The organism is Burkholderia sp. HI2714, assembly GCF_002223085.1.
GTDB classification, from domain to species: Bacteria; Pseudomonadota; Gammaproteobacteria; order Burkholderiales; family Burkholderiaceae; genus Burkholderia; species Burkholderia lata_D.
Genome location: NZ_NKFM01000058.1, coordinates 129,675 through 153,087, shown reverse-complemented (window position 1 = coordinate 153,087; position 23,413 = coordinate 129,675). Strand labels below are relative to the sequence as shown.

Below are 23,413 nucleotides of genomic sequence, written 5' to 3'. Positions count from 1 at the left end.
CACGATCTGGCCCTTGCAGGAGCCGCACGCGCCGTTCTTGCAGCCGTACGGCAGATGGACGTTCTGGCGCAGCGCGGCCGCCAGCACGGTTTCATCCGACTCGACCTGGAATTGCCGGCCGCTTTGCGTCAGTGCGACTTTGAATGTCATGGTGTGTTTGACGGCGGTGTGCGGACACCGGTGTCGCCCGATCACACCGCGCGTCCGCACGTCAGAAGAAGGTATCAGGCGGTGCGGACGACCGCTTGCGCGCGGATCCGCCAGCCGAGCGCTGCCGCAATCGCGGCGAACCCCGCCAGCGCCCACATCGGCAACGACAGCCCGAGAATCGGCGGATACAACGTTTCGCACAACCCGCCGACCTTGAAGACCAACGGCAGCCAGTGTGCCGGCGGCAGGCCGTCGACCACCGGCTGCAATGCATCGAAGCCGCAACTGAATCCCGGGTGAGCCTGCACGTAGATGTGCCGTATGGCGACCGCCGCGCCGGCCAGTGCGGAGGCCAGCGAGAGTCCGCGCAGCAACGCAACGCGGCGCCCGCCTGCTGCCCCTACGAGCGCGAACAGTGCGATCAGCAGGAACAGATAGCGCTGGATGATGCACAGCGGGCACGGATCCTCCTGCCACGCCAGCTGGATCCACAGTGCGCCGGCGACGAGCGCGAGGCTGCCTGCGCCGATTGCCAGCAGCGTCCACCGTTCCGCGCGCGTGGCGTCGATCGGGGCGCTCATCGCACGGCTCCGAGTGCGCTGACGAGCGACTCGAACACGCGGTCGACATCGCGCGTGTCGGTCCGCCAGTTGCAGAACGCGGCGCGCAAGCCCCACGTGCCCGCATGGACCGTCGTCGTGATGAAGACGTCGCCGAGATCGCGCACCGCGCGCATGTATGCGTTGACGCGTGCCTCGTCGGGCTGCTCGGCGAGCGTGAAGCAGACGACGTTGACGCGGGTCGGCGCCAGCAACGCCAGGCCCGGCTGCTCGGCGATCTGCCTGCCGAGCCGATGCGCGAGCGCGATGTTGCGCCGGACGATTTCCGCATGGCCGTCGCGGCCGTACGCGGCAAGCGCGAACCAGGTCGACAGTGCGCGCAGCCGGCGCGAATTCTCCGGCGTGAGGTGGACGAAGTCCGGATTGTCGGTCGGCACGCCCAGGTACGCGGAGCTGTTCTGGAAGACCCGCACCTGCAGGTCGCGCCGGCGGCTGAACTGCACCGCGGCGTCGTACGGCACGTTCAGCCACTTGTGCAGGTCGATGCAGATCGAATCGGCGTCGTCGAGGCCACGCACGAGCGCGGCGTGGTCGGGCGACAGCGCGGCGAACGCGCCGAACGCCGCGTCGACGTGCAGCCAAAACGGATAGCGCGACCGGAGCGCGGCGATCGCCTGCAACGCGTCGTAGTCGACGGTATTGACGGTGCCGGCGTTCGCGACGACGATCACCGGCTCGCCCGCGAAACGCTGCAGCGCGGCCTCGAGCGCGTCGACGTCGATCGCCTCGCGGTCCTTCAGCGTCGGGATCTTCTGTACCGCGCGACGCCCGATGCCGAGCACGGAGAGCGCCTTGTAGATGCTCGAGTGCGGGGTGCCGGACAGCACGCGGATCGGCGGCAGCATGCCCACGCCATCCTCCGCGATGTCGACATGCTCCGGGCATCGTTCGCCCAGCCATTCGCGGCCGATGGCGAGCCCGACCAGGTTCGACATCGTCGCGCCGCTGACGAGCACACCCTGCTGCGCATCCGACAATCCGAACAGCTCGCGCAGCCGTGCGACGGTTTCGCGCTCGAGATCGGGGGCCGAGCTGTCGATGCCCGCCGTCGGGTTCTGGTCATACACGCTGGTCAGCCAGTCGCCGGCGAGCGCGGCGGGCGTGGCGCCCCCTGTCACGAAGCCGAGGTAGCGCGCGCCGGCGCTCCCGGAGAAGCCGGGTGCCCAGCGCGCCAGGAAATCGTCCAGTGCCGCGTCGAAGCCGGGGCCCTGGGCCGGTAGCGGGTGCGGCACGGCAGCGGGCGGCGCGAGCGCGGCCGGGCGCTCGTCGATGCGGTCCAGCACGTCGAGCGCGTGATCGAGGGTACGCTGCAGAACCGCTTCGATGCGGACGAGGTCGTGTGAGAGTTTGGCGTCCATGCTGTCAGTGGAGGTGGGTGGAGGAAAGAGACGGACGTCACGCACGCGGGCGCAGCGTCGCATACCAGAACAGCAGCGCGAGCGCGCTGAACGCGGCGCCGAGCGTACAGACGCCGTCCCAGCCGAAGCGCGCATACACGTAGGTCGACGCGATCGAGCCGGACGCGCAGCCGGCGGCGTAGAGCAACATGTAGCCGGCCGTCAGGCGGCTGCGTGCGTCGGGGCGCACGCCGTAGATCAGGCTCTGGTTGGTCACGTGCACCGCCTGCAGGCCGAGGTCGAATGCGACGACGCCCACGACGAGCGCCACGAGCGAATGCGTCATGAGCGCGGTGGGCAGCCATGACACGAGCATCAGCGCGAGCCCGATGCCGGACGTCCATTGCGCCAGGCCGCGATCGGCGAGACGGCCGGCGCGTGCGGCGCCGAGCGCGCCCGCCGCGCCCGCGAGCCCGAACAGCCCGATTTCCGTATGCGACAGCGACAGCGGCGGCGCGCTGAGCGGCAGCACCATCGGCGTCCACAGCGTCATCGCGGCCGCGAAATGCAGGAAGGCGATGAATGCGCGCACGCGCAGCACGCGCTCCTGCGCGAAGAGGGCGAATACCGACGCGATCAGGCGCGGATACGGTTCGGCGACACCCGGAAGGCGATGGTGCGGGAGGACACGCGACAGCACGACGGCGAGCAGCAGCATGACGCTGGCCGACGTGAAATACACCGCGCGCCATCCCGCAAGGTCGGCGATCGCGCCCGAGAACGTGCGCGCGAGCAGGATGCCGAGCACGATGCCGCTCGTCACGGTGCCGACCACCTGCCCGCGTTCCGCCGGTTCGGCGAGCCCCGCCGCGAACGACACGAGCACCTGGGTGACGACGCTCAGGAAGCCGATCAGCGCCATGCCGGCGAACAGCACGGAGGCGCGCGTGGCGGTGGCGATCGACAGCAGCGCGAGCGCGCAGACGACCGACTGGATCAGGATCATCCGGCGCCGATCCCACAGATCGCCGAGCGGAACGAGGAGCAGGAGGCCGAGCCCGTAGCAGATGCTCGTGATCGTCATGATGCCGCCGATGGCGGCGCGCGAGATGTCGAACTGGTGCGCGAGCGTGTCGAGCAACGGCTGCGCATAGTAGACGTTGGCGACGGCGAATCCCGCCGTCGTCGCGAACAGCAGCGTGACAGGGCGCGTCAGCGTGGCATGGGCGGGCGCCGCGTGGGCTTGCGGGGCGCGCGGTAGCGGAGACAGTTGTTCGAGGCTCATGATGGTGACGGGGTGCGAACCGGCATGAAGAAAGCAGGCGGGGCGGCGCACGCGGGTTGCGCGGACCGCCCCGGGAAACGGCTCGGCGCGTGGGGTAGCCCGCGCCGCCGCGTTACTGCAGCGACTGGCGCATGTTCTCCATCACCTGGCCCGCGCCTGCGTAGTAATCCTTCTCGACGTTGAAGCGGATCAGGCAACCGATGCAGATGTCCCGGATCGCGGCCGGGTTTTGTGTCGCGAGCGGCAGCAGCACGCGCTTCACCAGGCTATTGCCGTGCACCACGTCGATCTTCGTGTGCAGCACGTGGTAGGCGATGACTTCCTCGGGCACCTGGTGGCGGCGCATGCCCTTCACCATCTTCGAGAAGCGGTACGGCACCGTGTCCTCGAGCAGCGTCAGCGTGCCGAGCAGGCGGACCACGTACCAGCGACGCAGCGCGTACATCGACAGCAGGTTGCCGTTCTTCAGCGCGAGGGCCGACGACAGGATCGACGGGTCGAAGCGCTGCAGGTACTGCCGGAAATGCGGCTCGGCCTTTCCGAACAGCAGCGTGTGCATGCCTTCCAGCTCGCCGAGCCCCATTTCGTCCCAGAAGTTCTCTGCGACCGCGAGCTTCATGTCGCCCAGCATGCCGATCTGCGACAGCGCGATCGTGTCGTCGAAGCGTCCGTCGACCTGGGCTTCGAGGCAGACGTAGAACGCGAGCTGCTCGAGCGACGCTTCCTCTGCGAGAAAGCGGAAGAACGGCGCGACGGCTTCGCGATTCGTGCGACGCAGCGTGTAGTACCACTCCTCGAGTTGTTCGGCGTTCTCGGGCAGCCCGGACAGGTCGAGGCGCGATTCCTCGTGGAGATTCCACTCGCTTTCCAGCGCCAGGATCTCGTCGTATTCCGCCGGTTGCGGAATCGTGTCGTATGCACTCGGCGGCGCGAGTTCGCGCAGGTAGAACGCGTTCAGGCGCTTCTGTGCGTCCAGCGTATTGCAGCGCGGAACGTCGGCCGTTTCGGGGCCGGGTGCCGCGTGGATCAGGTGATGTGCTGCTGCTTGAATCGCTTGCGTTGACATGCTTGTCGCTCCAGTCTCGGGATGGGAGGGATTGCGGACCATACGACTCCGCTGATGGCGGATACCGGCGCCAGGGCCGCGCTGCGAAGCCGACGATGATGGGAAATGTACTGAACGCGATGCGCGGCGGTTAGCCGGCGCGTCTCAATGGATTGACAGTGCGTCCCATCCCGCACGGCATTCGGTGCGGGCGGATGCACAGAAACGAATCGTCGGTTTGTTGGGACAAAAACGCTAACGGTGACGGCCGCGCTTTTCATACATTACGTGCACCGGGCTCGCTGCTGCGTTCGCAGGTGACGGCGGCCCGGATGGACACGGAGGATGAAGCGATGCACAGACTGACGTTGCTGCCGCAGGGTATCGAAGTGTGGCTTCCGGATCGCGCTGCGTTGACGGAGCTCGACTTCGAGCTGCACGGACAGGAATCGATTCCGTTCGGCTGCCGGGCGGGTGCGTGCGGTGCCTGTGTCATCGAAGTGCTGGACGGCCTGCCCAATCTCGGCAGCCGGCAGGTGGAGGAAACGGCCTTTCTCCGCAGGCTCGGATATCCGGACGAGCGCTTCAGGCTCGCGTGTCAATGCCGGCTGACCGGCGCGGCGACCGTGCAGGTCGTCACGTCAGACGGCTGAATCCATCAACGTTGCGTTCCATGCCTGTCTCCACGTCATTTATATAGGATTTCTTATGAGTAATCGTGTGAAAAACGCCGGTCTCGAGCACCGTACGCCGTTCCTGAATGCAGCCGCATCCGCACAGTTGCGCGGCGAGATCGATGCACTGATCGATCGTCAGATCGACACGTGGTACGACACCGTGCCGTACGCCGCGCACCTCGAAGGCAAGACCGTCGACAGCGAGTACTACCGTCGCCACCTGATCGAAACGGCGTGGCGTATCCGGCTGCTGCGCGTGTCCGAATCGAAGGCGCTCGCCGAGATCGCGAAGCGCAGCCCGGAAGCGGCGCAGATCTGGGCGAACTACGAGCGCGAGGAAATGCTGCACGACGACCTGTTCATCCAGGATCTCGAGCGCGCCGGCGTCACGCGCGACGCGTTTCTTGCGACGGAGCCGTACCTGTCGACGAAGCTGCTGACCGGCTATTTCTCGTATCTGCTCGATCACGAAGGCCCGCTCGGCGTCGTCGCGTACTCGTATCTGGTCGAGTACGTGAACGTGAAACTCGAGCCGCGCAAGATCGAGGCGCTGAAGGATTCGGTCGGCGAGCAGAACATCGGCGGGCAGATCGCGCATTCGCACACCGACATCAACGACGACCATCCGGGCGAAGTGTGGGCGGCGATCCGCTACCTGCTGCGCGACGACGATGACATCGCGGCGCTGAAGCGCTATCTGGGCGAACACCAGACGGTTCTCGCGCTGTATTTCAAGGAACTGTACGACGACAAGATCGCGTCGACGCTGAAGGCGGCAGCCTGACGGGAGAGCCGACATGCTGGCTGATGGCGTTCTGATTCTGAGTCACTGCGGTTATTCGTTCGTCGAGGATCTGGTCGCGGCGATCGGCCAGCGGCAATTGCACGCATACGTCGTGTCTTCCCGGCCGCTGCCGGAGCACGCGGGGCGCCTCGACGCGCTGCGCGCGCTGGCGGCCGGCGTCCATGCGGGCGACGCGCACGAGCTGTCGGAGGAGGATGTCGACCGCACGCTCGACGCGTTACAGGCGCGCGGCGTGCGGGTACGCGCCTGCATTTCGGTGTGGGAAGGCTACCGCGGGCTGATGGCTCATGCGAATGCGCGCCTGGGTGTCGCGGATCTCGCACCGGCGCAGGTCGAATCGCTGCGCGACAAGCTCCAGGTCCGCAACGCGCTGCATGCGGTGGGCCTCTCCAGCCGAATCGCGCACACGCTCACGCCGGACGTGCTGCGCGCGCTGCAGGCGACGGGCGGCGACTATTTCGTGAAGCCGGTGCAGGGCATCGCGTCGTACGGCGCCTTCCGGCTCACGCACGACACGACCTGGGCGACGCTCGAGGCGATCGCGGCCGAAGCGCGGGCGGACACGGTCTATGCGTCGGTGCTCGGCGACGGTGTCCGGTTCATCGCGGAAGAGTACGTGAGCGGGACCGAGTGCAGCTTCGAGGTGCTGGTGGTCGACGGACGTCTGCATGTGGTCGCGATCCACGAGAAATGCGAGCTGACCGAAGCGAACGGCACCGTGCTGGAAGACAGCTGCACCAGCCCGCCCGTCTCGATCGCCGCGCACGAATGCGCGGCCGGCATCGCGTGGCTCGGCAAGGTGTTCGCGCACCTTGCGCTCGACTGGGGCTGCTTCCATGTCGAGGCCCGTTTCGACGGTGCACGCTGGGATCTGATCGAGATCAATCCGCGCGTGGGCGGCAGCCTGATTTCGCCGAGCGTGAAGGCGCTTACGGGCGCGGCGAACCTGCTCGACATGTGGCTTGCGGTGCTGCTGCTGGATGCCGATGCCGCGCGCGCGTCGCTCGCGCACCTCGCCTATGGCGCCGACGGCCGGGCACCGGGGCCGAACGCGACGGTCTTCCGCGTCTACTTTGCGTCACCGGGCCGGATCGAGTCGATCGAACTCAATCCGCTGCCGCGCGCACCCGTGGTGACGCAGGTGCTGCTGAAGTCCGGTGACGAAGTCGATCCGGCATCACGCGAAGTCTTTCTCGGTCAGCTGTTGTGGTCGATGAGCCGCGCGGAACGCGACGCCGAACTCGACACGCTGCTCGCGGCTTCCGCGGATGCCATCACTGTGCACTACCGGGTCGCCGAACCCGCGCTGGGAGCCTGATCATGACTGCTCGTTCCGCATCGACGCTGTTGATCGTCGACTACAACCTGAGCCGGGTGGAAGACGTCGCGCACCTGGCGCGCTACGCGCGCGAGCGCTACGGCGCCCGGACGGTGCTGATCCGTTCGGGCCCGAGCGAACGTGACTGGCGTATCTGCGACGACGTGATCGATCTCGACCCGCTCGCGGACGGCTTCGTCGACGCCGCCGTTGCGCAGCTCGCGGGTATCGCGGGCGACCTGCGGGCGGGTATCGTGTTTTCGGACAACGCAGTCCAGCAGGGCGCCGCGCTGCTGGAACGGCTCGGCCTGGCGGTCGATTCCGCGTCGCTGGCGGCCGGTGCGTTCAGCAAGCACGCGTATCGGGTCGCGGAACACCGCGTGCGCGCCCTGCTCGAAGCGCAGCGCGTGATGGTGCCGGACTATGCGGAGGCAGCGTCGGTCGACGATCTGCGACGCTTCGCCGCCGCGCATCCGGGCGGCTTCGTCGTCAAGCCGTCGTGCGAGGGCAATAACCGCGGCGTGGTGGTCGTGCGTGACGGCGACAGCCTGGAAGCCGCGTTCAGCGAGGTCGCGCCGTACGTGTCGCGCGGCGTGATCTGCGAAGCGTTCATTCCGTTCGCGCGCGAATTCTCGTTCGACGGCCTGGGTGCGCTGGCGTTTACGACCGAGAAGGTCAGCGCGACAGGCCGCTATCCGGTCGAGGTCGCGCAGATCCTGCCGTCGCGGCTCGCCGATCACGAAGCGGACACGCTCACGCGCGCGGGCCGCCTCGCCAATCTGCTGGTCGGGCAACGCGACGGCCCGTTTCACAACGAGATCAAGCTCAGCGACGACGGGTTGCAGGCCGCCGTCGTCGAACCGAACCGGCGCCCGGCGGGCATGAAGATCTGGTGGCTCGCGCGCTGGGCTTATGGCGTCGACCTGTTCCACGCGTGGATCGACACGGTCTGGGGCGTCGCGCCGCCCGTGACGCTCCCGGCGCCCGCGCGCTTCGCGGCCGCGGTGATGCTGGGGGTCGCATACGACCGGCAGTTTTCGCCGCAGGACGTGCGAGCCGACGCGGACCCGCTCGGCGACGCAATCGCCGACACCGTGCGCACGCTCGGCTTGCGCGACGGCGCGCTGCAATCACAGGGCTTCGAATGGCTGCATGCGGACCGGCGCTTCGTTCACGCGATCGCGCGCGACAACGCCGATTTCGTCGCGCTCGCCTGCATCACGCTCGAACCGGGTGACGCCGATATTCGCGACGTCGTCGCGACGCTGCGCGCGCGCTGGCCGGCTGCGCTCGATGCGGCCTGCGAAGTGCGCGCGGCGGCGTGACGCCACCGTCAATCCATTGGTCCGGAGACCGCGATGAACATTCTCGTATTGCACCGCGTGCCCTATCTGCGCATCGACTATGCGCGCGGTATCGATCACGATCGGCATGACGTCACGTATTTCGGCAAGCGCGACATTCTCGACACGATTCCGGCGGAGCTGCGCTGCTCGCGTGTCGAGCGGGCCGGCCTCGCCTCCGCGTTCGATGAGGCGAGTGCGTGGCTCGAAGCCCGTCCGCAACGATTCGACGCCGTGATTTCCTTGTCGGAGTACGAATTGATCGACGCGGCAAAGCTGCGGGCACGATTCGGCATCGCCGGCAAATCGGTCGAAGACGTGATGCTGGTGCGCGACAAGGTGAAAATGAAGGCGGCGGTGCACGACGCCGGTGTGCGCGTGCCGCGCTTCCTGCCGTTGCGCGCATGGATCGACGCGCAGGGGCACACGCCGTGGCACGGCAAGACGGTGCTGAAGCCGCACAGCGGCGCGTCGAGTGCCGACGTCGTCGTGTTCGATACGCCCGCCGCGCTGTTCGATGCGTTGGCGGCGCGTCGCACGGGCGTCGCCGCGCTCGATTCGGACGCACCGGGTATCGAGGATTTTCAGCTGGAGGAATTCGTCGACGGCCCGATTCTGCATTTCGACGGCGTCGTCGCGGACGGCACGCCACGCGCGGTCACCGCGAGCCGCTATGTGGGCACCTGCCTCGGCTATGCGGCGGGCCAGCCGCTCGGCTCGTTCCATTTCGCGCTGAGCGACACGGCCCGGCGCTGGGTCGAGCGCGTACTGGCCGCGGTGCGCATCGACACGGGCAGCTTCCACCTGGAAGCGATCGAGCAGGATGGCGAACTGGTGTTTCTCGAAGTCGGCAACCGGGTCGGCGGCGCGGACGTGGTCGCGACGTTCGAACTTGCCACCGGCATCCACCTGCCGTCGGTCGAACTGCGGCTGCTGATCGGCGAGCCGGCCAGCCTGCCGGCGCGCACCGCGTTCGCGCAGCAGCTCTGGCATGGCTGGTTCGTGTTTCCGGGCCATCACGTGCAAGGCGGCCGCTTCCACGGGTTCTCCGGCATCGAGCCGTTCCGCACGAGCCCCGCGGTACTCGCGTGGGCCGAACTCGAGACGGGTCGCGCATTCGCATCGAATGTCACGTACTCGGCGCGCGAAACCCCGCTTGCGGGAATTATCGGCACGCCGAGCCCGGACGAGACGCGCGAGTGGATCGAGCGGCTGTTCGCCTCCGCGTCGCTGTGCGTTTCCGTGCCGGCGTCGTCCTGACGCAAGGGCCTTTCGACAGGAGCCGAACATGGCACACGTGATCACGGAGAACTGCATCAAATGCCGCTACACCGATTGCGTCGAGGTGTGTCCGGTCGATTGCTTTCACGAAGGCGCGAATTTTCTGGTCATCGATCCGGACGAGTGCATCGATTGCGGCGTGTGCCGTGCCGAATGCCCGGTCGGCGCGATCTTTCCCGCCGACGAAGTGCCGGCGGTGCAGTACGCGTTCGTCGCGTTGAACGCGACGCTGTCGAAGACGTGGCCGAGCATCACGCGCAGCCAGCTGCCGCCGGTCGACGCGGCCCGCTGGGCGAATGTCGACGGCAAGATCGCGCTGCTCGAATCCTAGCCGTCGACACGACGATATACCGGCATCGCGGCGGGAGCCGGTCTCGACAATCCCGCTTTGCCATTCACCATTCATGGAGGTTTGTATGGCACTCAATCCGCTGCAACAGTTCTTCTCGAAGGTCGGCGCCGGTGACGTACCGGGCGCGCTCGCAGTGATCGACGACGCGACGGTGTTCGAGCCGCAGGGCCCCGAGAGCCTGCCGATCTACGGGCGCTTCGTCGGCAAGGCCGGTGTCGAACGCCTGCTGGGCACGCTGGTCGAGCAGTTCGAGACCGAGCAGTTCGAGATCCGCAAATGGGCCGAAGCCGACGACTATGTGTTCGCGTACGGCTACATGCAGCATCGCGTGCGCAAGACGGGCCGCACCTTCAAGAGCGAATTCGCGGTCGTTGCACGTATCGAGGGCGACGTGATCCGCCACTATCGGATCTTCGAGGACACGGCTGCCGCCGTCGAAGCGTTCGCCTGATTGTTCGGCCGCATGCGCATACGGCCCGGTGCACCGCACGCCGGGCCGTCGTGCGCTGTGTGCGCCACGACGTTCAGCGAATCTGCGCGAGCCAGCCGTTGTAGTCGGTATCCGTGTGTCGTTGCAGGCGATGCTGCGGGCTTCCTGCGACGACGCGTGTCTCGCTCGGCGCGTGACCGAACTCCAGTTTGAACGCGCGACTGAGCTGCGTGTTGCTGTTGAAGCCGTATCGGTATGCGAGATCGCCGATCCGGTGACGCGGGCTCTCGGGCGACATCAGCGCGCGGTGAATCGCGAGCAGACGGCGTTTGCGGATGTAATTCGCGACCCCGCCATCCTGCTCGAACAATCGGTACAGACTCGAGCGCGAGATGCCGATTTCCTTGCAGATTCGATCCGGCGACAGGTCCGGCGATTCGAGGTTCTGCCGGATGTACTCCTTGATTTTCACGTACAGGGCCGACAGCAACTCGTTGCGCGCATTCGAGATCTCTTGCGCGGTCGGGCTGAGCATCGCCTTCACCAGGCTCAGCGTCGCCTGCTCGGCATGCAGCGCTTCCGACTGCGACAGCGTGCCGATCTTGTCGAGCAGGCTCCTCAGGTAGCTGTCGAGGAGCTGGCTGATTCCGCCGCTGAAGATGGTGCCGTGGACGCTCGACGGCAGGCTCGGCAGCATGTCGCGCGCGACCAGCAGCGTGACCGCGTCGCCTGCCTGGATTTCACGGTGATAAGGACGCGCCTGGTCGACGACGAGGATATCCCCGGGCTGCACGAACACCGGCCGTCCGTCGATCTCCCCGCGCACGCTTCCCGCGTCACGCAGGTTGAACGAATAGTTGTCCATCCCGTCCCGCCGAATGAACGCCGCCGAACGGTTGAGCGCGTACGAGAGCGGAACGGCCGGGTTCCCCGGATGATGGTAGGTCCATTTGCCGACCGAGATGTTGCCGAGCGTGTAGCCGATAAACTGATAGTCGATTATCGGGTCAATCGGCGTGGTTAAAGCGAACTCCGCAATCGAATACTGGGTCTGCCATGCCTCGAGACGTTCGGCAGGTGAATAATCCTGTAGAGAGAAACGGAAAGGCGGATTGGTCGAGCTGCTCATCTTGTGGCCCTCAATATCGTATTTTGGTTTGCTAAATTATAGAGGGGTTTCTTAAGGGAATGGGATGGGCGGAGGGGCACGTTGCTAGATAGATTTTCTTCTATCTATATAAATTATTTGGAGGTTTGGATTGCGTCTGGATTGAGGGGGGTTCTGTAATTTTTAGTGGGACTCAATCGTATGGAATGCCTGGTGGGCAGCCGTGCTCTTCAAGAGAGCCTGATAGTGAAACGATGATTGCAATTTTTTGAAATTTTATCGGCTATTGGGTGTTGATATTTCTTTCGATTATCTTTCGTCGGACGTGTTTCTCGCTTCTCGGACGCCGCACCTAGATGATTCGGTTCCATGAACCGTTTTCAGCTTTCTCGGGCTCGACGAATGCCCAGATCGCGCGGCAGCAGGTGCAGCGACAGTACATCGCGGAGCCTGCCGAATCGGCGCCTTCGGAAGAGAAATGAGGTTGCGGAATGTCGGAGAGGACGCCGTTTGCGATGGCTGCGTCACGACGGTGGGTGTACTGCTGATACTCATGATGTGACGCGAATGCTTTGGGCTCGCCGACACTGAGACAGCGTATGCACGCGGGAAGCAGACGCGCGATCGCACCGTTGCTTTGCGCTTCACTGCCTCGCCTCAGTTTCAGCCATTCACCGCGGGGGATGTGTGCGTCCACACGCGTTCTTTCGCCGTCAAGCCACACGCGCAACTGATGCAGGTCGATCTCTCGTTCGCGATAGCGGCGGAGCATGTTCTGAATATCGGGGTCCATCAGTCGCGCCGCCTCACGCCCCGTCACGCATAGCCATCGCGAGCGGCATCATCGCCGGCCCGATCGAGGCGAGCAGGCGCTCTTTCGATACCCCGTCGCGGGATTGAACGGAAATGCCGTGCAGCTGCGTCGCATAGAAATCGGCCAGCGCCTTGATGTCGGTGTCCCGCGCGAGCTGCCCCTGTTCGGCTGCGCGCTGCAGGCGCTCGGCGATCGACTGCGTGCGGGCGCGCCGATGGGCGGCCAGCCATTCCATGACCCCTTCGTTTTCGGCCGAGTAATTGGTGGCGGCGGACACCACCATGCAGCCGTGCGGCTGGCCGCGCCGGGTATAGGCGGCGACCGCATCGCGCAGCATCCGTTCGACCGCCGCGCGGACATCCGTTTCCTCGGCGAGCGCACGATCGGCGAAACCGCCTTCGCCTTGCTCGTAGAGCGCCACGGCTTCCTGGAACAGGGCTTCCTTGCTGCCGAAGGCGGCATAGATGCGCGCTGACGCGATCCCCATCACTTCGACCAGATCGGACATCGACGTGCCTTCGTAGCCGTGTCGCCAGAACGCCAGCATCGCGCGTTTCAGCGCCATGCCGCGATCAAATTCTCTCGGTCGTCCCGCCATTTCCCTTTCGTCCGTCGTCACATCGTGCGCCGATTCTATCGCGCGCCGTGTTGACACGCGCCGTTCCCGTATCCTATTCTTTGTCGATCAACCAACAATAGGAGTTGATGATCATGCGTACCCTCAAGGGCCCCAGTCTCCATCTCGCGCAGTTCGCCGACGATGCGGCACCGTTCAACAGCTTGCCGAGCATCGCGCAATGGGCGGCCGGCGTCGGCTTCAAGGCGCTGCAGATTCCCGCATGGGATGGCCGGCTGTTCGACGTGGAGACGGCCGCGGAAAGCCAGGCCTATTGCGATGACATGAAGGGCATGCTGGCCGATCACGGGCTGGCGATCAGCGAACTGACCACGCACATCTTCGGGCAACTGGTCGCCGTGCATCCGGCGTACGACGCGATGTGCGACAACTTCGCGCCCGCAGCCGTGCGCGGCAATCCGGCCGCGCGCACCGCATGGGCGCTGGATCGGCTCACGCTCGCGGCGCGGGCTTCACGCCGCCTGGGGCTGGCCGACATGGGCACTTTTTCGGGTTCGTTCGCGTGGCCCTACCTGTTTCCGTTCCCGCAACGGCCCGCCGGCCTCATCGAGACGGCTTTCGATGAACTGGCGCGCCGCTGGCGGCCGATTCTCGATGTCTGCGATGAAAACGGCGTCAACCTCTGCTACGAGATCCATCCCAGCGAGGACCTGCACGACGGCGTCAGCTTCGAGCGCTTCCATGCGCGGGTCGGCGAGCACGCGCGCTGCAAGATGCTGTTCGATCCGAGCCATTTCGTGCTGCAGCAGCTGGACTATCTCGCGTACATCGATATCTACCGCGACCACATCCGCATGTTCCATGTGAAGGATGCCGAGTTTCTGCCTTCGGGGCGTCAGGGCATCTACGGCGGCTACAGTTCGTGGCTCGAGCGTGCCGGCCGTTTCCGTTCGCTCGGCGACGGTCAGGTCGACTTCAAGGCGATTTTTTCGAAATTTGCTCAGTATGACTACGCAGGATGGGCCACCCTCGAGTGGGAGTGCTGCCTCAAGGACCAGGAAGACGGCGCGCGCGAAGGGGTTGCGTTCATCAACGACCACATCATCCGGGTGACGGAGCGCATCTTCGACGACTTCGCCGGTGCCGCGGTCAATCAACAGCAAATCCACGACATGCTCGGCATCGCCTGAGCCGGCCCCGTTGCGAGGAACCATCGATATGTCCGCTCAACTTCAGTCGTCGTCAGCCGACGCTCAACGCTTCGATCATCAATATGTGCGCGTCGACGGCCAGCGCATTCATTGCGTCACGGCCGGCGCGGGCACCCCGGTCTTGCTGATTCCGGGATGGCCGCAAACCTGGTACGCATGGCGTCATGTGATGCAGGCGCTCGCCGCGCGCGGCTTCATGGCCGTCGCGGTCGATCCGCCCGGCACCGGCTATTCCGACCGGCCGCTTGCGGGTTACGACACGGGCCACACGGCGGCCACGTTGCATCGCGTGATGGTGCAGCTTGGCTTCGATGTGTACCAGGTGGCCGGCCACGACGTCGGTATGTGGGTGGCCTATGCGCTCGCGAGCGATCGGCCCGAGGCGGTGAAGTCGCTGGCGCTCACGGAGGCGGTGATCCCCGGGCTGGCGCCCGCGCCGTCGATCTTCGCTCCGCCGGAAGAGAACATCTTCCTGTGGCATTTCATGTTCAACCAGCTGGCCGATCTGCCCGAGACGCTGATTGCGGGACGTGAACGGGCCTATCTGGAATTCATGTTCAACCGCTGGTCGTTCCGGCGCGATTGCGTGGCCGTCGATGTGTATATCGACGCGTATTCGGCACCGGGCGGCTTGCGCGGCGGCTTCGCCTATTACCGCGCGATTCCGGAGACGATCCGGCAGAATGAGGCGCGGGCGAAGCACCCGCTGACGATGCCCGTGCTCGCCATCGGTGCCGAACATGCGACCGGCGATGCACCGCTGGTCACGATGCGCGACAACGCGAGGGATCTGCAGGGCGCGGTCGTGCCTGATTGCGGCCACTTCATCATGGAAGAGGCGCCCGACGCATTCATCGGCCATCTGCTGCCGTTCCTGGAACGGAGCCGCTGACCATGCCGATCGATTGCGTCGTGCTGCTGGGGATGATCCATGCGTGCATCCATATGGCCGGCGTGACGCCGGCAGCCCGCCAGGTGTTCGACGTGGCCGGCGCGCAGATGCGCAGGGCGTTCCAGCGGTGAGCGCATGGCCGGAGCGGGACGTACGGTCCGGCGGCCGCACGGGATCAGAAAGACCGACGCGTTTTCCGTGACATCGATGAACTTCCTGTCCGACCGGCGACGCAGTCGACGTATTGACGCCCGACAGCAGGTTGACTAGATTCCTCACATGAACGCACTTTTCGTCACGACCACGACTACCACCACGACCGCCAATGGCGGGCCGGGAGGAGGTCGCGCGTCGTAGGTCAGTGTATCGAACCCACCCCAAGCCCCGCCGGAAACGGACGGGGCTTTTTTCATGCTCCGTCTGGCCGGCATCGAACGTCAGTGGAGAACATGATGGATGATTGCGATCGCCGAGTGTCCGGCGACAGAGTCGACCCGTTGCGCCAGAAGCACAACAACCCGGCCGCCTGGCTCACCGGAATCGCGCAAGGCGTGCCGACGTCGACGCGGATGCTGCTGATCCTCCAGTTCCTGGTGAATCTGTCGGTGTTCGGATCGCTGCCGCAGCTTGCCGCGTTCCTCGACATGGAGCGCCATCTGGACGCGGGCAGCGTTGCCAGCGTGCTGCCGCTGGTGCTGGGGGCGTCGACGGATCGCTTCAGCAGCCGCGTGCTGACCACGCTCGGCCTGCTTTGCCGTGCGGCGGGGTTCGTCGGATTCGCATTTGCGCGGTCGCTTCCGGGCCTGTTGACGTGGGCGTGCCTGTCCGGGCTCGGGGCCGCGCTTGACGAAACGACCGCGTATTCGATCTTCGGCTCGCTCGACGGCGCCGTGCGTCCCCTGCTCGCATTCTGCCGGCAGCGGCCGGCATAGCCGGGGCTACCTGTGCCGCTGAACCCGCGCCTTCGCACACTTGAACCAGAGCCGCATCGCACCGACGCCGCCCGCGACCGCAATCCGCGGCAACAGGAACCGATCGTCGTACACGTCGGCGCAGCCGCGCCGGGTCGTCGTCGCGTTGTGGTAACCCGCGGCGGCGACCTGGTCGCGCACGCGCGGGTCCAGATCGCCGTACGGGTAGCAGAACGATTCGACGAGCTGGCCGCTCAACGCTTCGAGCCGCTGCTTCGATTCGGTAATCTGAACCTCCGACACGTGCGCCGGCACGTGCGACAGCGCGACGTGATCGAGCGTATGCGAGCCGATTTCATGACCGTGATCGCGCCATGCGAGCATGTCCGCGTACGTCATCAGCGGGGAGCGTGCGGTATCGGCGGCCGCATCCCAGTCGTTCTCGCCGCCGAACCGGCCGGCGACGAAGTAGCAGGTCGCGGTGAAGCCGAGCGCGTCGAGCACGGGCATCGCATGCGTCAGCACGTTGAGAAAGCCGTCGTCGAACGTAATGCCGAAGACCTTCCCGCTGCGCTCGCCGCGCAGGTACGGCTGCAGTTCGCGCACGCTCAGGCCGCGGTAGCCGAGCCGCTTGAACAGCGTCATCTGGCGGCGGAACGCATCGGGCGCGACGCTCAGGCTGCGCAGCCGGTCGGGCGGTGGCGGCGGCGTGCGGACCTGGTGATACATCAGGATCGGGTAGCGCGTGGCGGGCAGCAGCATGAGCGGGTCGCGAGAACGGGGAATTACGCGGCCTTGCGGAAAATCCGCAGGGTCTTGAAGTCGCCGATTTCGACGAAATCGGCATTCGCCGCCCATTGCTCGATGATCGGCTCGGCCTTCCGGTATGCCGACGAGCCCTTGTAGAACAGCAGGTGGCCGTTGCGCGCGGTATGGCGGGCGAACAGGTCGAGCACGTCGGCGTCGGTCTTCGCACCGTAGCGGCTGTTCGTCTCGTCGCGGAATTCGCACAGATGGAACAGCGTGACGACGTCGAACGCCGGCAGCAGGTCCGAATTGCTCGTATAGATGTCGCCGAAATAGGCCAGATAGGTCTTGCTCACCTCCGGTTGCCGCGTGACGAGATCGACGTACGACTTGTATTCCTTCGGCGACGCCGTCACGCCGAAGACGGTGTTGTTCAGGTGCGGCCGCGCGCATTCCACGCCGACATGATGATGGCCGCCGGTGCCGAAGTGATAGATGCGGATGCCTTTGAGGCGCGCGGCTTCCAGCCATTCGACGAAGTGCACGTCACACGGGCACTCCTGCGTGCGCAGGTCCCAGTACTTCTTCCAGATATTCATTGCCATTAAACGGACCTCATGGATGTCACCCGACGATACGGGTTGTGGCGAATCGAGTTCTGATAGACGGACAGCGTCGCGTCGATGAATCGTTCGAACGAGAATTCACGCTTGCCCTTCAGCCGCGCGCTGCGCCCCATCGCGCGCACGCACCCGGGCTCGCGCATGATCGCGCGCAGGATGGCCTCGATCGCAGCGGGTTCGCGCGGCGGGACGACCCAGCCGTCCACGCCCGGCTCGACGTTCTCGGGCAGCCCGCCCACGCGCGTCACGATCGCGGGGCAGCCGAGCGCCATCGCTTCACGGCACGCATACGACAGGCTCTCGTGGTACGACAGCACGAACGACACGTCGATGATCGAGAACGGTGTCCGCACGTCGTCGAGCCGGCCGGTGAAAGCGGTGCGCGCGGCCATGCGGTGCAGCGCGATCTGCTCGCGTTGCTCGGCGGTCGGCTCCGCGCCGACCAGCAGCACGCGAAACCGCTCGCGCTCGTGTTCGGGCAGGCGGCCCAGCGCCGCGATCAGGTCCATCCAGCCTTTTTCCGGCGCGGTGCCGGCACTGCTGCCCAGCACGATCGCGTCCGCGCCGGACGGCCCGAACAGCGCGATCTTGCGGCGGCGGATTTCATCGCTCGCGAGTCGTTCCGCGGCCTGCCAGCGCACGCCGTGCTTGACGACCGTGACGTTCCCGTACGGCGACCGGAGCGCGAGCATGCCCGCCACGTAGTCGCTGACCGCGATGGTGTGGTCGGTGGCGAGGCGTGCGCGCAGCAGGTTGCCGAAGCTGTCGGCGCGGTAGGTGTTGTGCTTGGTGAGCACGACCGCGGGCCGATACCGGCAGCCGAGCAGCGCGAGCATCACCTGCCGGTGATCGGCGGACCCGTTCACATGGATGACGTCGAAGCGCTCGGCGACGATCAACTGGCGCAGCCGGAGGATTTCCTGGCACAGCCGGTTCCAGCGCGGCTTGAATTCCATGTCGAAGATGGCCACGTTGGGACTGTCCTTCAACAGTCGCGACAGGCGGCTACCCTCCGGTGACGCGACGGTCACGCGATGGTGCCGGCTCATCGCGGCGGCAAGATCACGGACGTAGGTGTCCTGGCCGCCGCCGTAGTCGCCGTGGAAGTTGGTATACAGAATGTTCATCACGATGCCGCCTTTCCTCGATCATTCATTAGGCAGGACTACTGAGAAAACAAGCGCGTCCGCCTAGTGAAAGCAATGACTCGAACCGGGGCCCGCGTTGTCGATGCGTGATCGCGCATCGACGCCCCGGCGGGGCGCCACCGCGAATCGTTTCCAAATATTACAGAAGCATTACGTACCGTAGTGTCAAGGTCTGCGCATCTTTGTGAACAAGTGTCACGATCGTTCACCGTGTCGTCACGCGGTGCGATGCCGCCGGGGAGGAGGGGGAGTTTGGCGATACGGTTCCTGTCGCCGGCGCGTGAACCGTGGCGAGCCTGCGCGATGGGAGACGCGGCCCGATTACCCCCGCCGACCGGGCAGGAACCAGGCAGGAACCAGGCAGGAACCAGGCAGGAAGCGGGCTGGATCGCGACAAAACCCGACTTTTCGACGGCATCCGGACGCAGATCAACCCGTTTGACTTTCAGATTTGAAAGCCGGACGGCCATTTGCGTTAGAATGCCCCCCCTGTCCGCCATGGCGACTGCCAAAGGCGGACTCGTCGCACCCAGAGAGACGTGGGTTTCGATTTGTAGCCGGGCGCGAAAGATGTGCCAGCCGTTAGCAACATACGATTTGTGATTTGGATTACTAATGAAGAAGAAGCACAACATCACCAAGTACATCGTTGTCGCGATGATTCTTGGTATCGCAGTGGGTTACGCCTGTCATAGCGCGTTTCCCGACCCGAACATGGCGAAGGAGGTCGCCGGCTACGTGTCGTTGCTGTCCGACGTATTCCTGCGCCTGATCAAGATGATCATCGCGCCGCTGGTATTCGCGACGCTGACCGTCGGCATTGCGCAAATGGGCGACGGCAGCGCCGTGGGCCGCGTCGGCGTCAAGGCGTTCGGCTGGTTTTTCATCGCGTCGTTCACGTCGTTGCTGCTCGGCCTGCTGACCGCAACGATCCTGCAACCGGGCAGCCATCTGAGCCTGCCGCTGCCGGCGTCCGATGCATCCCTCGGCCTGAAGACGGGCGCCTTCACGCTGAAGGACTTCGTGGTCCACCTGGTGCCGAAGTCGATCGCGGAAGCGATGGCGAACAACGAAATCCTGCAGATCGTCGTGTTCTCGATCTTCTTCGGCACGGCGCTGTCCGCGCTCGGCGAGTCGGGCAAGCGCCTGACCGGCGTGATCGACGATCTCGCGCAGGTGATGCTGAAGGTGACGGGCGCAGTGATGTGGTTCGCGCCGGTCGCGGTGTTCGCGGCGCTGGCGTCGACGATTACCACCCAGGGGCTCGGCATCCTGCTCACGTTCGCGAAGTTCATGGCGAGCTTCTATCTGGCACTGGCGCTGCTGTGGGGCGTGCTGACGCTCGCCGGCGTGACGTTCCTCGGCAAGCGTGCGTTCACGCTGATCCGGCTGATCCGTGAGCCGTTCCTGCTGTCGTTCGCGACGGCGAGCTCCGAAGCCGCGTACCCGAAGCTGCTGGACGCGCTCGACCGTTTCGGCGTGAACCGCAAAATCTCGAGCTTCGTGCTGCCGATCGGCTATTCGTTCAACCTCGACGGCTCGATGATGTACTGCACGTTCGCGGTGCTGTTCATCGCGCAGGTGTACGGCATTCATCTGCCGCTGGGCACGCAGATCACGATGCTGCTGATGCTGATGGTCACGTCGAAGGGGATGGCGGGCGTGCCGCGCGCGTCGCTGGTCGTGATCGCGGCGACGCTCAACCAGTTCAACCTGCCCGAAGCCGGGTTGCTGCTGATCATGGGCGTCGACATGTTCCTCGACATGGGGCGCTCGGCCACCAACGCGGTCGGCAACTCGATCGCGGCGGCCGTGGTCGCGAAGTGGGAAGGGCAGCTCGACGCCCCGCGCGACGACAACGATCCGGACAATGGCCGTGCGATGAAGGTGAAGGTGCCGGAGACCTCGGCATCGGCATGACGTGCAGCAATGCGGCAGCGCAGCGATAGGGGTGCGTTGCCTGCTTTCCGGTAGTGGATAATCGCCGGCCTGGATTCGAAACGGATTCAGGCCGGCGATTTGTTTTGGGACGATGATGCCGTCTTGAATGCGGTCGTTTTCCCTGATTCCATGATTGATACTTGGCGCTCGCCGTTTCAATCCGTCGTCGTTGAATACACGGCGATATTCCCGCGGACACGCGCAAGCCTGATTTTCCCGATCCCCGATTCGACGTGTAAGTGACCATTCACTGTCGCGCAGTCGCGCTCGCCGTCGGCGCGCCTAGGTGTCACGGGCAATGCCATCAAAGCCGAACCCGTGAAAATCGCAATGACGCGAGCGATTCGCAATTTTTTTCGATTTATATAACGCTATTCTCGCGCTGCGCATTATCGAACGCATGCTGCACGTAATACCGACTGCGCCGGATGATTCAGGGGAAGAATTTACGCATTACGGTTTTCAAGCCATCCGGCCTGCCCTTCATGTGAATGTTCCACCATTCAGGAGCACATCCGTCATGGTCGCCAGACAACGATTTCAGGCTGCGCTTCTCGCCGCAGCGATCGCCGCGATGACCCCCGCCGTTCACGCAGGCAACACCACCGACTGGCTGGCGAATACGTACGGCACGCTCGCGGCCCACGTCGGCAACGTCGCGCGCGCGATGTGGGTCGCGCCCGAAGGCGTGATCTATACGGCGTCGATGTGGGACGAGGACGAAGGCGGTGTCGCGATCTACCAGAACGGCAAGAGCATCGGCTCGATCGGCACGCACTCGGAGTTCCAGGGCAGCGCGATCACCGGTAACGCGACGTCGCTGTTCGCCGCGCTGCAGCCCGGCAAGACGTACGGCAGCGGCGCGGTGGGGCGCTACAACCGCGCGACGAAGTATCGCGACCGCGTCATCCAGGTCAGCGCGGCGACCAACCAGCCGCGCATCGATGTTGTCACCGGGCTCGCAACGGCCGGCTCGCTGCTCTATGCGAGCGACTTCTACGGCAATCGCGTGCGCGTATTCACCACCGACGGCGCGTGGCAGCGGGACATCAGCGTGTCAGCACCGGGCGCGCTCGCGGTGGACGGCGCGGGCAACGTGTGGGTCGCGCAGAAGAGTGCGGGCGCGATCGCCGGCTTCAGCCCGGCCGGTGCGCTGCTGAACACGATCCGGATGCCGGCCGGGTCGCAGCCGTCGGCGCTGGTTTTCGATGCCACGGCCGGCCAGTTGCTGGTGGGCGACGAAGGCCCCGACCAGAACATCAAGCGCTATACGGTGTCGGGACGGCCCGCGCTGGCCGGCACGTTCGGCGTGCGCGGCGGCTATCTCGACACGACGACGGGCATCAAGGGGCAGGTCGGTGCGCAGCGCTTCACGCGCATCGTCGGGCTCGGCAAGGACACCGGCGGCAATCTCTACGTGCTCAACAATCCATGGGGCGGCAGCTGGGACCTCGGCCGCAACGGCGCGACCGACATTCATGCGTACAGCAGCACCGGCAGCCTGCGGTGGACGCTGCAGTCGCTGAACTTCGAAGGGATCGCCGCGCCGGACCCCGTCACGGACGGCGCGCTGTTCTATGGCGGCACGCATGTGTACAGCGGCAGCGCGGGCGGCAAGTTCGTCGCGAACACGGTCGACCCGTTCACGTATCCAGCCGATCCGCGCATCAACATGAGCGACACGCAGCGCGACGAGCATTTCGGGCTGCTCACGTCGGTGGGGGCGAACCGGATTCTCGTCGCGGCGGGTCAGAACCCGCCGATTTTCTACTTCTTCCACTTCAACGCGGCGAACGGCTATATCGCGATTCCGGACGGCTCGATCCCGGGCCCCGCGTTCAACACCACGCGGCGCGTGACGAGCGGCTTCAGCATCGACAGCAAGGGCGATGTGTGGGCCGGCCTCGACAAGACCGGCGCGATTACCCACTACCCGCTGACCGGTTTCGACGCGAGCGGCAAGCCGTCGTGGGGGCCGGGCGTCGCGACCCGCGTGCCCGACAGCATCCAGCCGCTCACGCGCATCGTCTATCTCGCGGACAGCGACACGATGGTGCTCGCGCAGGGCGCCATCGGGAGCAACGACTGGACGTCGATCGGCACGCGCATCGAGGTGTATCACGGCTGGAGCGCGGGCAACACGACGAAGCCCGACCCGGTGATCACGCTGCCGCACAGCGGCGCGAAATCGATCGACGCGGTGGGCAACCATCTGTTCGTCGGCTACTGGTTCAGCAGCAGCGGGCCGCTGTGGCCGAACGTCGACGCATTCAACCTCACCACCGGCAATCTCGACACCACGCTGGTCAACGCGAGCCCCGCGACCGTGGATACCAGCAGCGCGATCGATGCGATGTACAGCATCCGCGCCTACCGCCGATCGAACGGCGAGTACGTGGTGATGAAGAACAACGTGAAAGGGAACAGCATCACCGTGTACCGCTGGACGCCCTGACTTTGACGACGCACGCGCGACCGCCTCGACCTCGGTCGGCGGCCGGGCTCGCGACGCCATGACGTGATTCATCGCGGTTTCGCGGGATTTCCATGCCGCTTCCACAGAATTTCCACATCACGCGTTCGTAATGACCGGCGTGCGCAACGCGCGCCTCGCCGCCCGCCGGGCGGCTGTCCCCAACCACACGACGCGGAAAATCGGTTACGGGCACAATGACTGCGGCACCGGCAGGCACTGCGCGTGCTCATGACGATGACCCGAATCGACTGACTGGTTGCGCCGGCGCATTGCAGTGCCGGGGCATTTGCGCGGCTTCCCATGCCGCGTTTTTTGAGCCGAA

The 23,413-nt window shown here is 65.4% G+C and carries 24 protein-coding genes; 13 read left to right on the top strand and 11 right to left on the bottom strand.

Annotated elements, in window-relative coordinates; translation table 11 throughout:
- From CFB82_RS33110 to CFB82_RS33090, 5 genes are all read right to left on the bottom strand, one after another.
- Nucleotides 1-150, bottom strand: a 150-nt coding sequence (locus tag CFB82_RS33110; protein WP_143750999.1) for a 2Fe-2S iron-sulfur cluster-binding protein, incomplete at its 3' end; no start/stop codon positions are given.
- A gap of 74 nt (nucleotides 151-224) precedes the next feature.
- Nucleotides 225-731: a disulfide bond formation protein B gene (locus CFB82_RS33105; RefSeq protein ID WP_069250436.1), complete on the bottom strand. Its 507-nt coding sequence runs from the start codon at nucleotides 729-731 to the stop codon at nucleotides 225-227.
- Nucleotides 728-2,128, bottom strand: a complete 1,401-nt coding sequence (locus CFB82_RS33100) for a pyridoxal phosphate-dependent decarboxylase family protein (RefSeq protein ID WP_069250437.1) — start codon at nucleotides 2,126-2,128, stop codon at nucleotides 728-730. The genes CFB82_RS33105 and CFB82_RS33100 overlap by 4 nt, the downstream gene beginning before the upstream one ends.
- A 37-nt stretch (nucleotides 2,129-2,165) precedes the next feature.
- On the bottom strand, nucleotides 2,166-3,392 hold the full coding sequence (locus CFB82_RS33095; RefSeq protein ID WP_156814594.1) for an MFS transporter: 1,227 nt from the start codon (nucleotides 3,390-3,392) through the stop codon (nucleotides 2,166-2,168).
- 112 nt (nucleotides 3,393-3,504) lie between these two features.
- Complete coding sequence (locus CFB82_RS33090; RefSeq protein ID WP_083266027.1) at nucleotides 3,505-4,458, bottom strand: iron-containing redox enzyme family protein; 954 nt, start codon at nucleotides 4,456-4,458, stop codon at nucleotides 3,505-3,507.
- A gap of 194 nt (nucleotides 4,459-4,652) precedes the next feature.
- Here CFB82_RS33090 and CFB82_RS33085 point away from each other — a divergent pair, with 194 nt between their 5' ends.
- The 7 genes from CFB82_RS33085 (at nucleotide 4,653) to CFB82_RS33055 (ending at nucleotide 10,664) form a co-directional block, all read left to right on the top strand.
- Nucleotides 4,653-5,090, top strand: a complete 438-nt coding sequence (locus tag CFB82_RS33085) for a 2Fe-2S iron-sulfur cluster-binding protein (RefSeq protein ID WP_231937874.1) — start codon at nucleotides 4,653-4,655, stop codon at nucleotides 5,088-5,090.
- Between the two features lie 55 nt (nucleotides 5,091-5,145).
- Entirely contained in the window at nucleotides 5,146-5,898 is a 753-nt protein-coding gene (locus tag CFB82_RS33080; RefSeq protein WP_069250438.1) for a hypothetical protein, read from the top strand.
- 13 nt (nucleotides 5,899-5,911) lie between these two features.
- Nucleotides 5,912-7,237, top strand: a complete 1,326-nt coding sequence (locus CFB82_RS33075) for an ATP-grasp domain-containing protein (protein WP_069250439.1) — start codon at nucleotides 5,912-5,914, stop codon at nucleotides 7,235-7,237.
- A gap of 2 nt (nucleotides 7,238-7,239) precedes the next feature.
- Nucleotides 7,240-8,562, top strand: coding sequence for an ATP-grasp domain-containing protein (locus CFB82_RS33070; protein WP_069250440.1), 1,323 nt, complete (start codon nucleotides 7,240-7,242; stop codon nucleotides 8,560-8,562).
- Between the two features lie 33 nt (nucleotides 8,563-8,595).
- Entirely contained in the window at nucleotides 8,596-9,840 is a 1,245-nt protein-coding gene (locus CFB82_RS33065) for an ATP-grasp domain-containing protein (protein ID WP_069250441.1), read from the top strand.
- 28 nt (nucleotides 9,841-9,868) lie between these two features.
- Nucleotides 9,869-10,192, top strand: coding sequence for a ferredoxin FdxA (gene fdxA, locus CFB82_RS33060; RefSeq protein WP_069250442.1), 324 nt, complete (start codon nucleotides 9,869-9,871; stop codon nucleotides 10,190-10,192).
- 85 nt (nucleotides 10,193-10,277) lie between these two features.
- A complete protein-coding gene (locus tag CFB82_RS33055; protein WP_069250443.1) occupies nucleotides 10,278-10,664 on the top strand; it encodes a nuclear transport factor 2 family protein in 387 nt (128 codons plus the stop codon).
- 73 nt (nucleotides 10,665-10,737) lie between these two features.
- Here the strand turns inward: CFB82_RS33055 and CFB82_RS33050 are convergent, their stop codons facing one another.
- The 3 genes from CFB82_RS33050 to CFB82_RS33040 form a co-directional block, all read right to left on the bottom strand.
- Nucleotides 10,738-11,772, bottom strand: a complete 1,035-nt coding sequence (locus CFB82_RS33050) for a helix-turn-helix domain-containing protein (protein WP_069250444.1) — start codon at nucleotides 11,770-11,772, stop codon at nucleotides 10,738-10,740.
- Nucleotides 11,773-12,103: 331 nt separating this feature from the next.
- Nucleotides 12,104-12,544: a hypothetical protein gene (locus CFB82_RS33045; protein ID WP_083266196.1), complete on the bottom strand. Its 441-nt coding sequence runs from the start codon at nucleotides 12,542-12,544 to the stop codon at nucleotides 12,104-12,106.
- Between the two features lie 13 nt (nucleotides 12,545-12,557).
- On the bottom strand, nucleotides 12,558-13,163 hold the full coding sequence (locus tag CFB82_RS33040; RefSeq protein ID WP_069250445.1) for a TetR/AcrR family transcriptional regulator: 606 nt from the start codon (nucleotides 13,161-13,163) through the stop codon (nucleotides 12,558-12,560).
- Between the two features lie 113 nt (nucleotides 13,164-13,276).
- Here CFB82_RS33040 and CFB82_RS33035 point away from each other — a divergent pair, with 113 nt between their 5' ends.
- The 4 genes from CFB82_RS33035 to CFB82_RS33025 all read left to right on the top strand — a co-directional run bounded on the left by CFB82_RS33035 (nucleotide 13,277) and on the right by CFB82_RS33025 (nucleotide 16,177).
- Nucleotides 13,277-14,332: a sugar phosphate isomerase/epimerase family protein gene (locus tag CFB82_RS33035; protein WP_069252814.1), complete on the top strand. Its 1,056-nt coding sequence runs from the start codon at nucleotides 13,277-13,279 to the stop codon at nucleotides 14,330-14,332.
- Between the two features lie 28 nt (nucleotides 14,333-14,360).
- A complete protein-coding gene (locus tag CFB82_RS33030) occupies nucleotides 14,361-15,245 on the top strand; it encodes an alpha/beta fold hydrolase (protein WP_069250446.1) in 885 nt (294 codons plus the stop codon).
- A gap of 2 nt (nucleotides 15,246-15,247) precedes the next feature.
- The gene (locus CFB82_RS44215) at nucleotides 15,248-15,376 is read left to right on the top strand and encodes a hypothetical protein (RefSeq protein ID WP_256979140.1); all 129 of its coding nucleotides are present in this window, start codon (nucleotides 15,248-15,250) and stop codon (nucleotides 15,374-15,376) included.
- Nucleotides 15,377-15,718: 342 nt separating this feature from the next.
- On the top strand, nucleotides 15,719-16,177 hold the full coding sequence (locus CFB82_RS33025) for an MFS transporter (RefSeq protein ID WP_143750998.1): 459 nt from the start codon (nucleotides 15,719-15,721) through the stop codon (nucleotides 16,175-16,177).
- A 6-nt stretch (nucleotides 16,178-16,183) separates the two neighbouring features.
- Here CFB82_RS33025 and CFB82_RS33020 read toward each other — a convergent pair whose 3' ends face one another.
- From CFB82_RS33020 to CFB82_RS33010, 3 genes are read right to left on the bottom strand one after another with little or no spacing between them, the layout of a single operon-like run.
- Nucleotides 16,184-16,918, bottom strand: coding sequence for a polysaccharide deacetylase family protein (locus CFB82_RS33020; RefSeq protein WP_069250448.1), 735 nt, complete (start codon nucleotides 16,916-16,918; stop codon nucleotides 16,184-16,186).
- 23 nt (nucleotides 16,919-16,941) lie between these two features.
- The gene (locus CFB82_RS33015) at nucleotides 16,942-17,502 is read right to left on the bottom strand and encodes a hypothetical protein (RefSeq protein WP_069252815.1); all 561 of its coding nucleotides are present in this window, start codon (nucleotides 17,500-17,502) and stop codon (nucleotides 16,942-16,944) included.
- 5 nt (nucleotides 17,503-17,507) lie between these two features.
- Nucleotides 17,508-18,653, bottom strand: coding sequence for a glycosyltransferase (locus CFB82_RS33010; RefSeq protein ID WP_089486732.1), 1,146 nt, complete (start codon nucleotides 18,651-18,653; stop codon nucleotides 17,508-17,510).
- A 636-nt stretch (nucleotides 18,654-19,289) separates the two neighbouring features.
- On the opposite strand from CFB82_RS33010, the gene CFB82_RS33005 reads away from it, so the two are divergent.
- Together CFB82_RS33005 and CFB82_RS33000 are read left to right on the top strand one after the other, a co-directional pair.
- Complete coding sequence (locus CFB82_RS33005; RefSeq protein ID WP_089446816.1) at nucleotides 19,290-20,594, top strand: dicarboxylate/amino acid:cation symporter; 1,305 nt, start codon at nucleotides 19,290-19,292, stop codon at nucleotides 20,592-20,594.
- Nucleotides 20,595-21,135: 541 nt separating this feature from the next.
- The gene (locus CFB82_RS33000) at nucleotides 21,136-23,070 is read left to right on the top strand and encodes an SMP-30/gluconolactonase/LRE family protein (RefSeq protein ID WP_089486731.1); all 1,935 of its coding nucleotides are present in this window, start codon (nucleotides 21,136-21,138) and stop codon (nucleotides 23,068-23,070) included.
- The last annotated feature ends 343 nt before the right edge of the window (nucleotides 23,071-23,413 follow it).

Coding starts and splice junctions, on each gene's coding strand:
- CFB82_RS33105 (WP_069250436.1), bottom strand. CDS start 731: ATGAGCGCCCCGATCGACGCCACGCGCGCGGAACGGTGGACGCTGCTG.
- CFB82_RS33100 (WP_069250437.1), bottom strand. CDS start 2,128: ATGGACGCCAAACTCTCACACGACCTCGTCCGCATCGAAGCGGTTCTG.
- CFB82_RS33095 (WP_156814594.1), bottom strand. CDS start 3,392: ATGAGCCTCGAACAACTGTCTCCGCTACCGCGCGCCCCGCAAGCCCAC.
- CFB82_RS33090 (WP_083266027.1), bottom strand. CDS start 4,458: ATGTCAACGCAAGCGATTCAAGCAGCAGCACATCACCTGATCCACGCG.
- CFB82_RS33085 (WP_231937874.1), top strand. CDS start 4,653: ATGCACAGAAACGAATCGTCGGTTTGTTGGGACAAAAACGCTAACGGT.
- CFB82_RS33080 (WP_069250438.1), top strand. CDS start 5,146: ATGAGTAATCGTGTGAAAAACGCCGGTCTCGAGCACCGTACGCCGTTC.
- CFB82_RS33075 (WP_069250439.1), top strand. CDS start 5,912: ATGCTGGCTGATGGCGTTCTGATTCTGAGTCACTGCGGTTATTCGTTC.
- CFB82_RS33070 (WP_069250440.1), top strand. CDS start 7,240: ATGACTGCTCGTTCCGCATCGACGCTGTTGATCGTCGACTACAACCTG.
- CFB82_RS33065 (WP_069250441.1), top strand. CDS start 8,596: ATGAACATTCTCGTATTGCACCGCGTGCCCTATCTGCGCATCGACTAT.
- fdxA (WP_069250442.1), top strand. CDS start 9,869: ATGGCACACGTGATCACGGAGAACTGCATCAAATGCCGCTACACCGAT.
- CFB82_RS33055 (WP_069250443.1), top strand. CDS start 10,278: ATGGCACTCAATCCGCTGCAACAGTTCTTCTCGAAGGTCGGCGCCGGT.
- CFB82_RS33050 (WP_069250444.1), bottom strand. CDS start 11,772: ATGAGCAGCTCGACCAATCCGCCTTTCCGTTTCTCTCTACAGGATTAT.
- CFB82_RS33045 (WP_083266196.1), bottom strand. CDS start 12,544: ATGGACCCCGATATTCAGAACATGCTCCGCCGCTATCGCGAACGAGAG.
- CFB82_RS33040 (WP_069250445.1), bottom strand. CDS start 13,163: ATGGCGGGACGACCGAGAGAATTTGATCGCGGCATGGCGCTGAAACGC.
- CFB82_RS33035 (WP_069252814.1), top strand. CDS start 13,277: ATGCGTACCCTCAAGGGCCCCAGTCTCCATCTCGCGCAGTTCGCCGAC.
- CFB82_RS33030 (WP_069250446.1), top strand. CDS start 14,361: ATGTCCGCTCAACTTCAGTCGTCGTCAGCCGACGCTCAACGCTTCGAT.
- CFB82_RS44215 (WP_256979140.1), top strand. CDS start 15,248: ATGCCGATCGATTGCGTCGTGCTGCTGGGGATGATCCATGCGTGCATC.
- CFB82_RS33020 (WP_069250448.1), bottom strand. CDS start 16,918: ATGCTGCTGCCCGCCACGCGCTACCCGATCCTGATGTATCACCAGGTC.
- CFB82_RS33015 (WP_069252815.1), bottom strand. CDS start 17,502: ATGAATATCTGGAAGAAGTACTGGGACCTGCGCACGCAGGAGTGCCCG.
- CFB82_RS33010 (WP_089486732.1), bottom strand. CDS start 18,653: ATGAACATTCTGTATACCAACTTCCACGGCGACTACGGCGGCGGCCAG.
- CFB82_RS33005 (WP_089446816.1), top strand. CDS start 19,290: ATGAAGAAGAAGCACAACATCACCAAGTACATCGTTGTCGCGATGATT.
- CFB82_RS33000 (WP_089486731.1), top strand. CDS start 21,136: ATGGTCGCCAGACAACGATTTCAGGCTGCGCTTCTCGCCGCAGCGATC.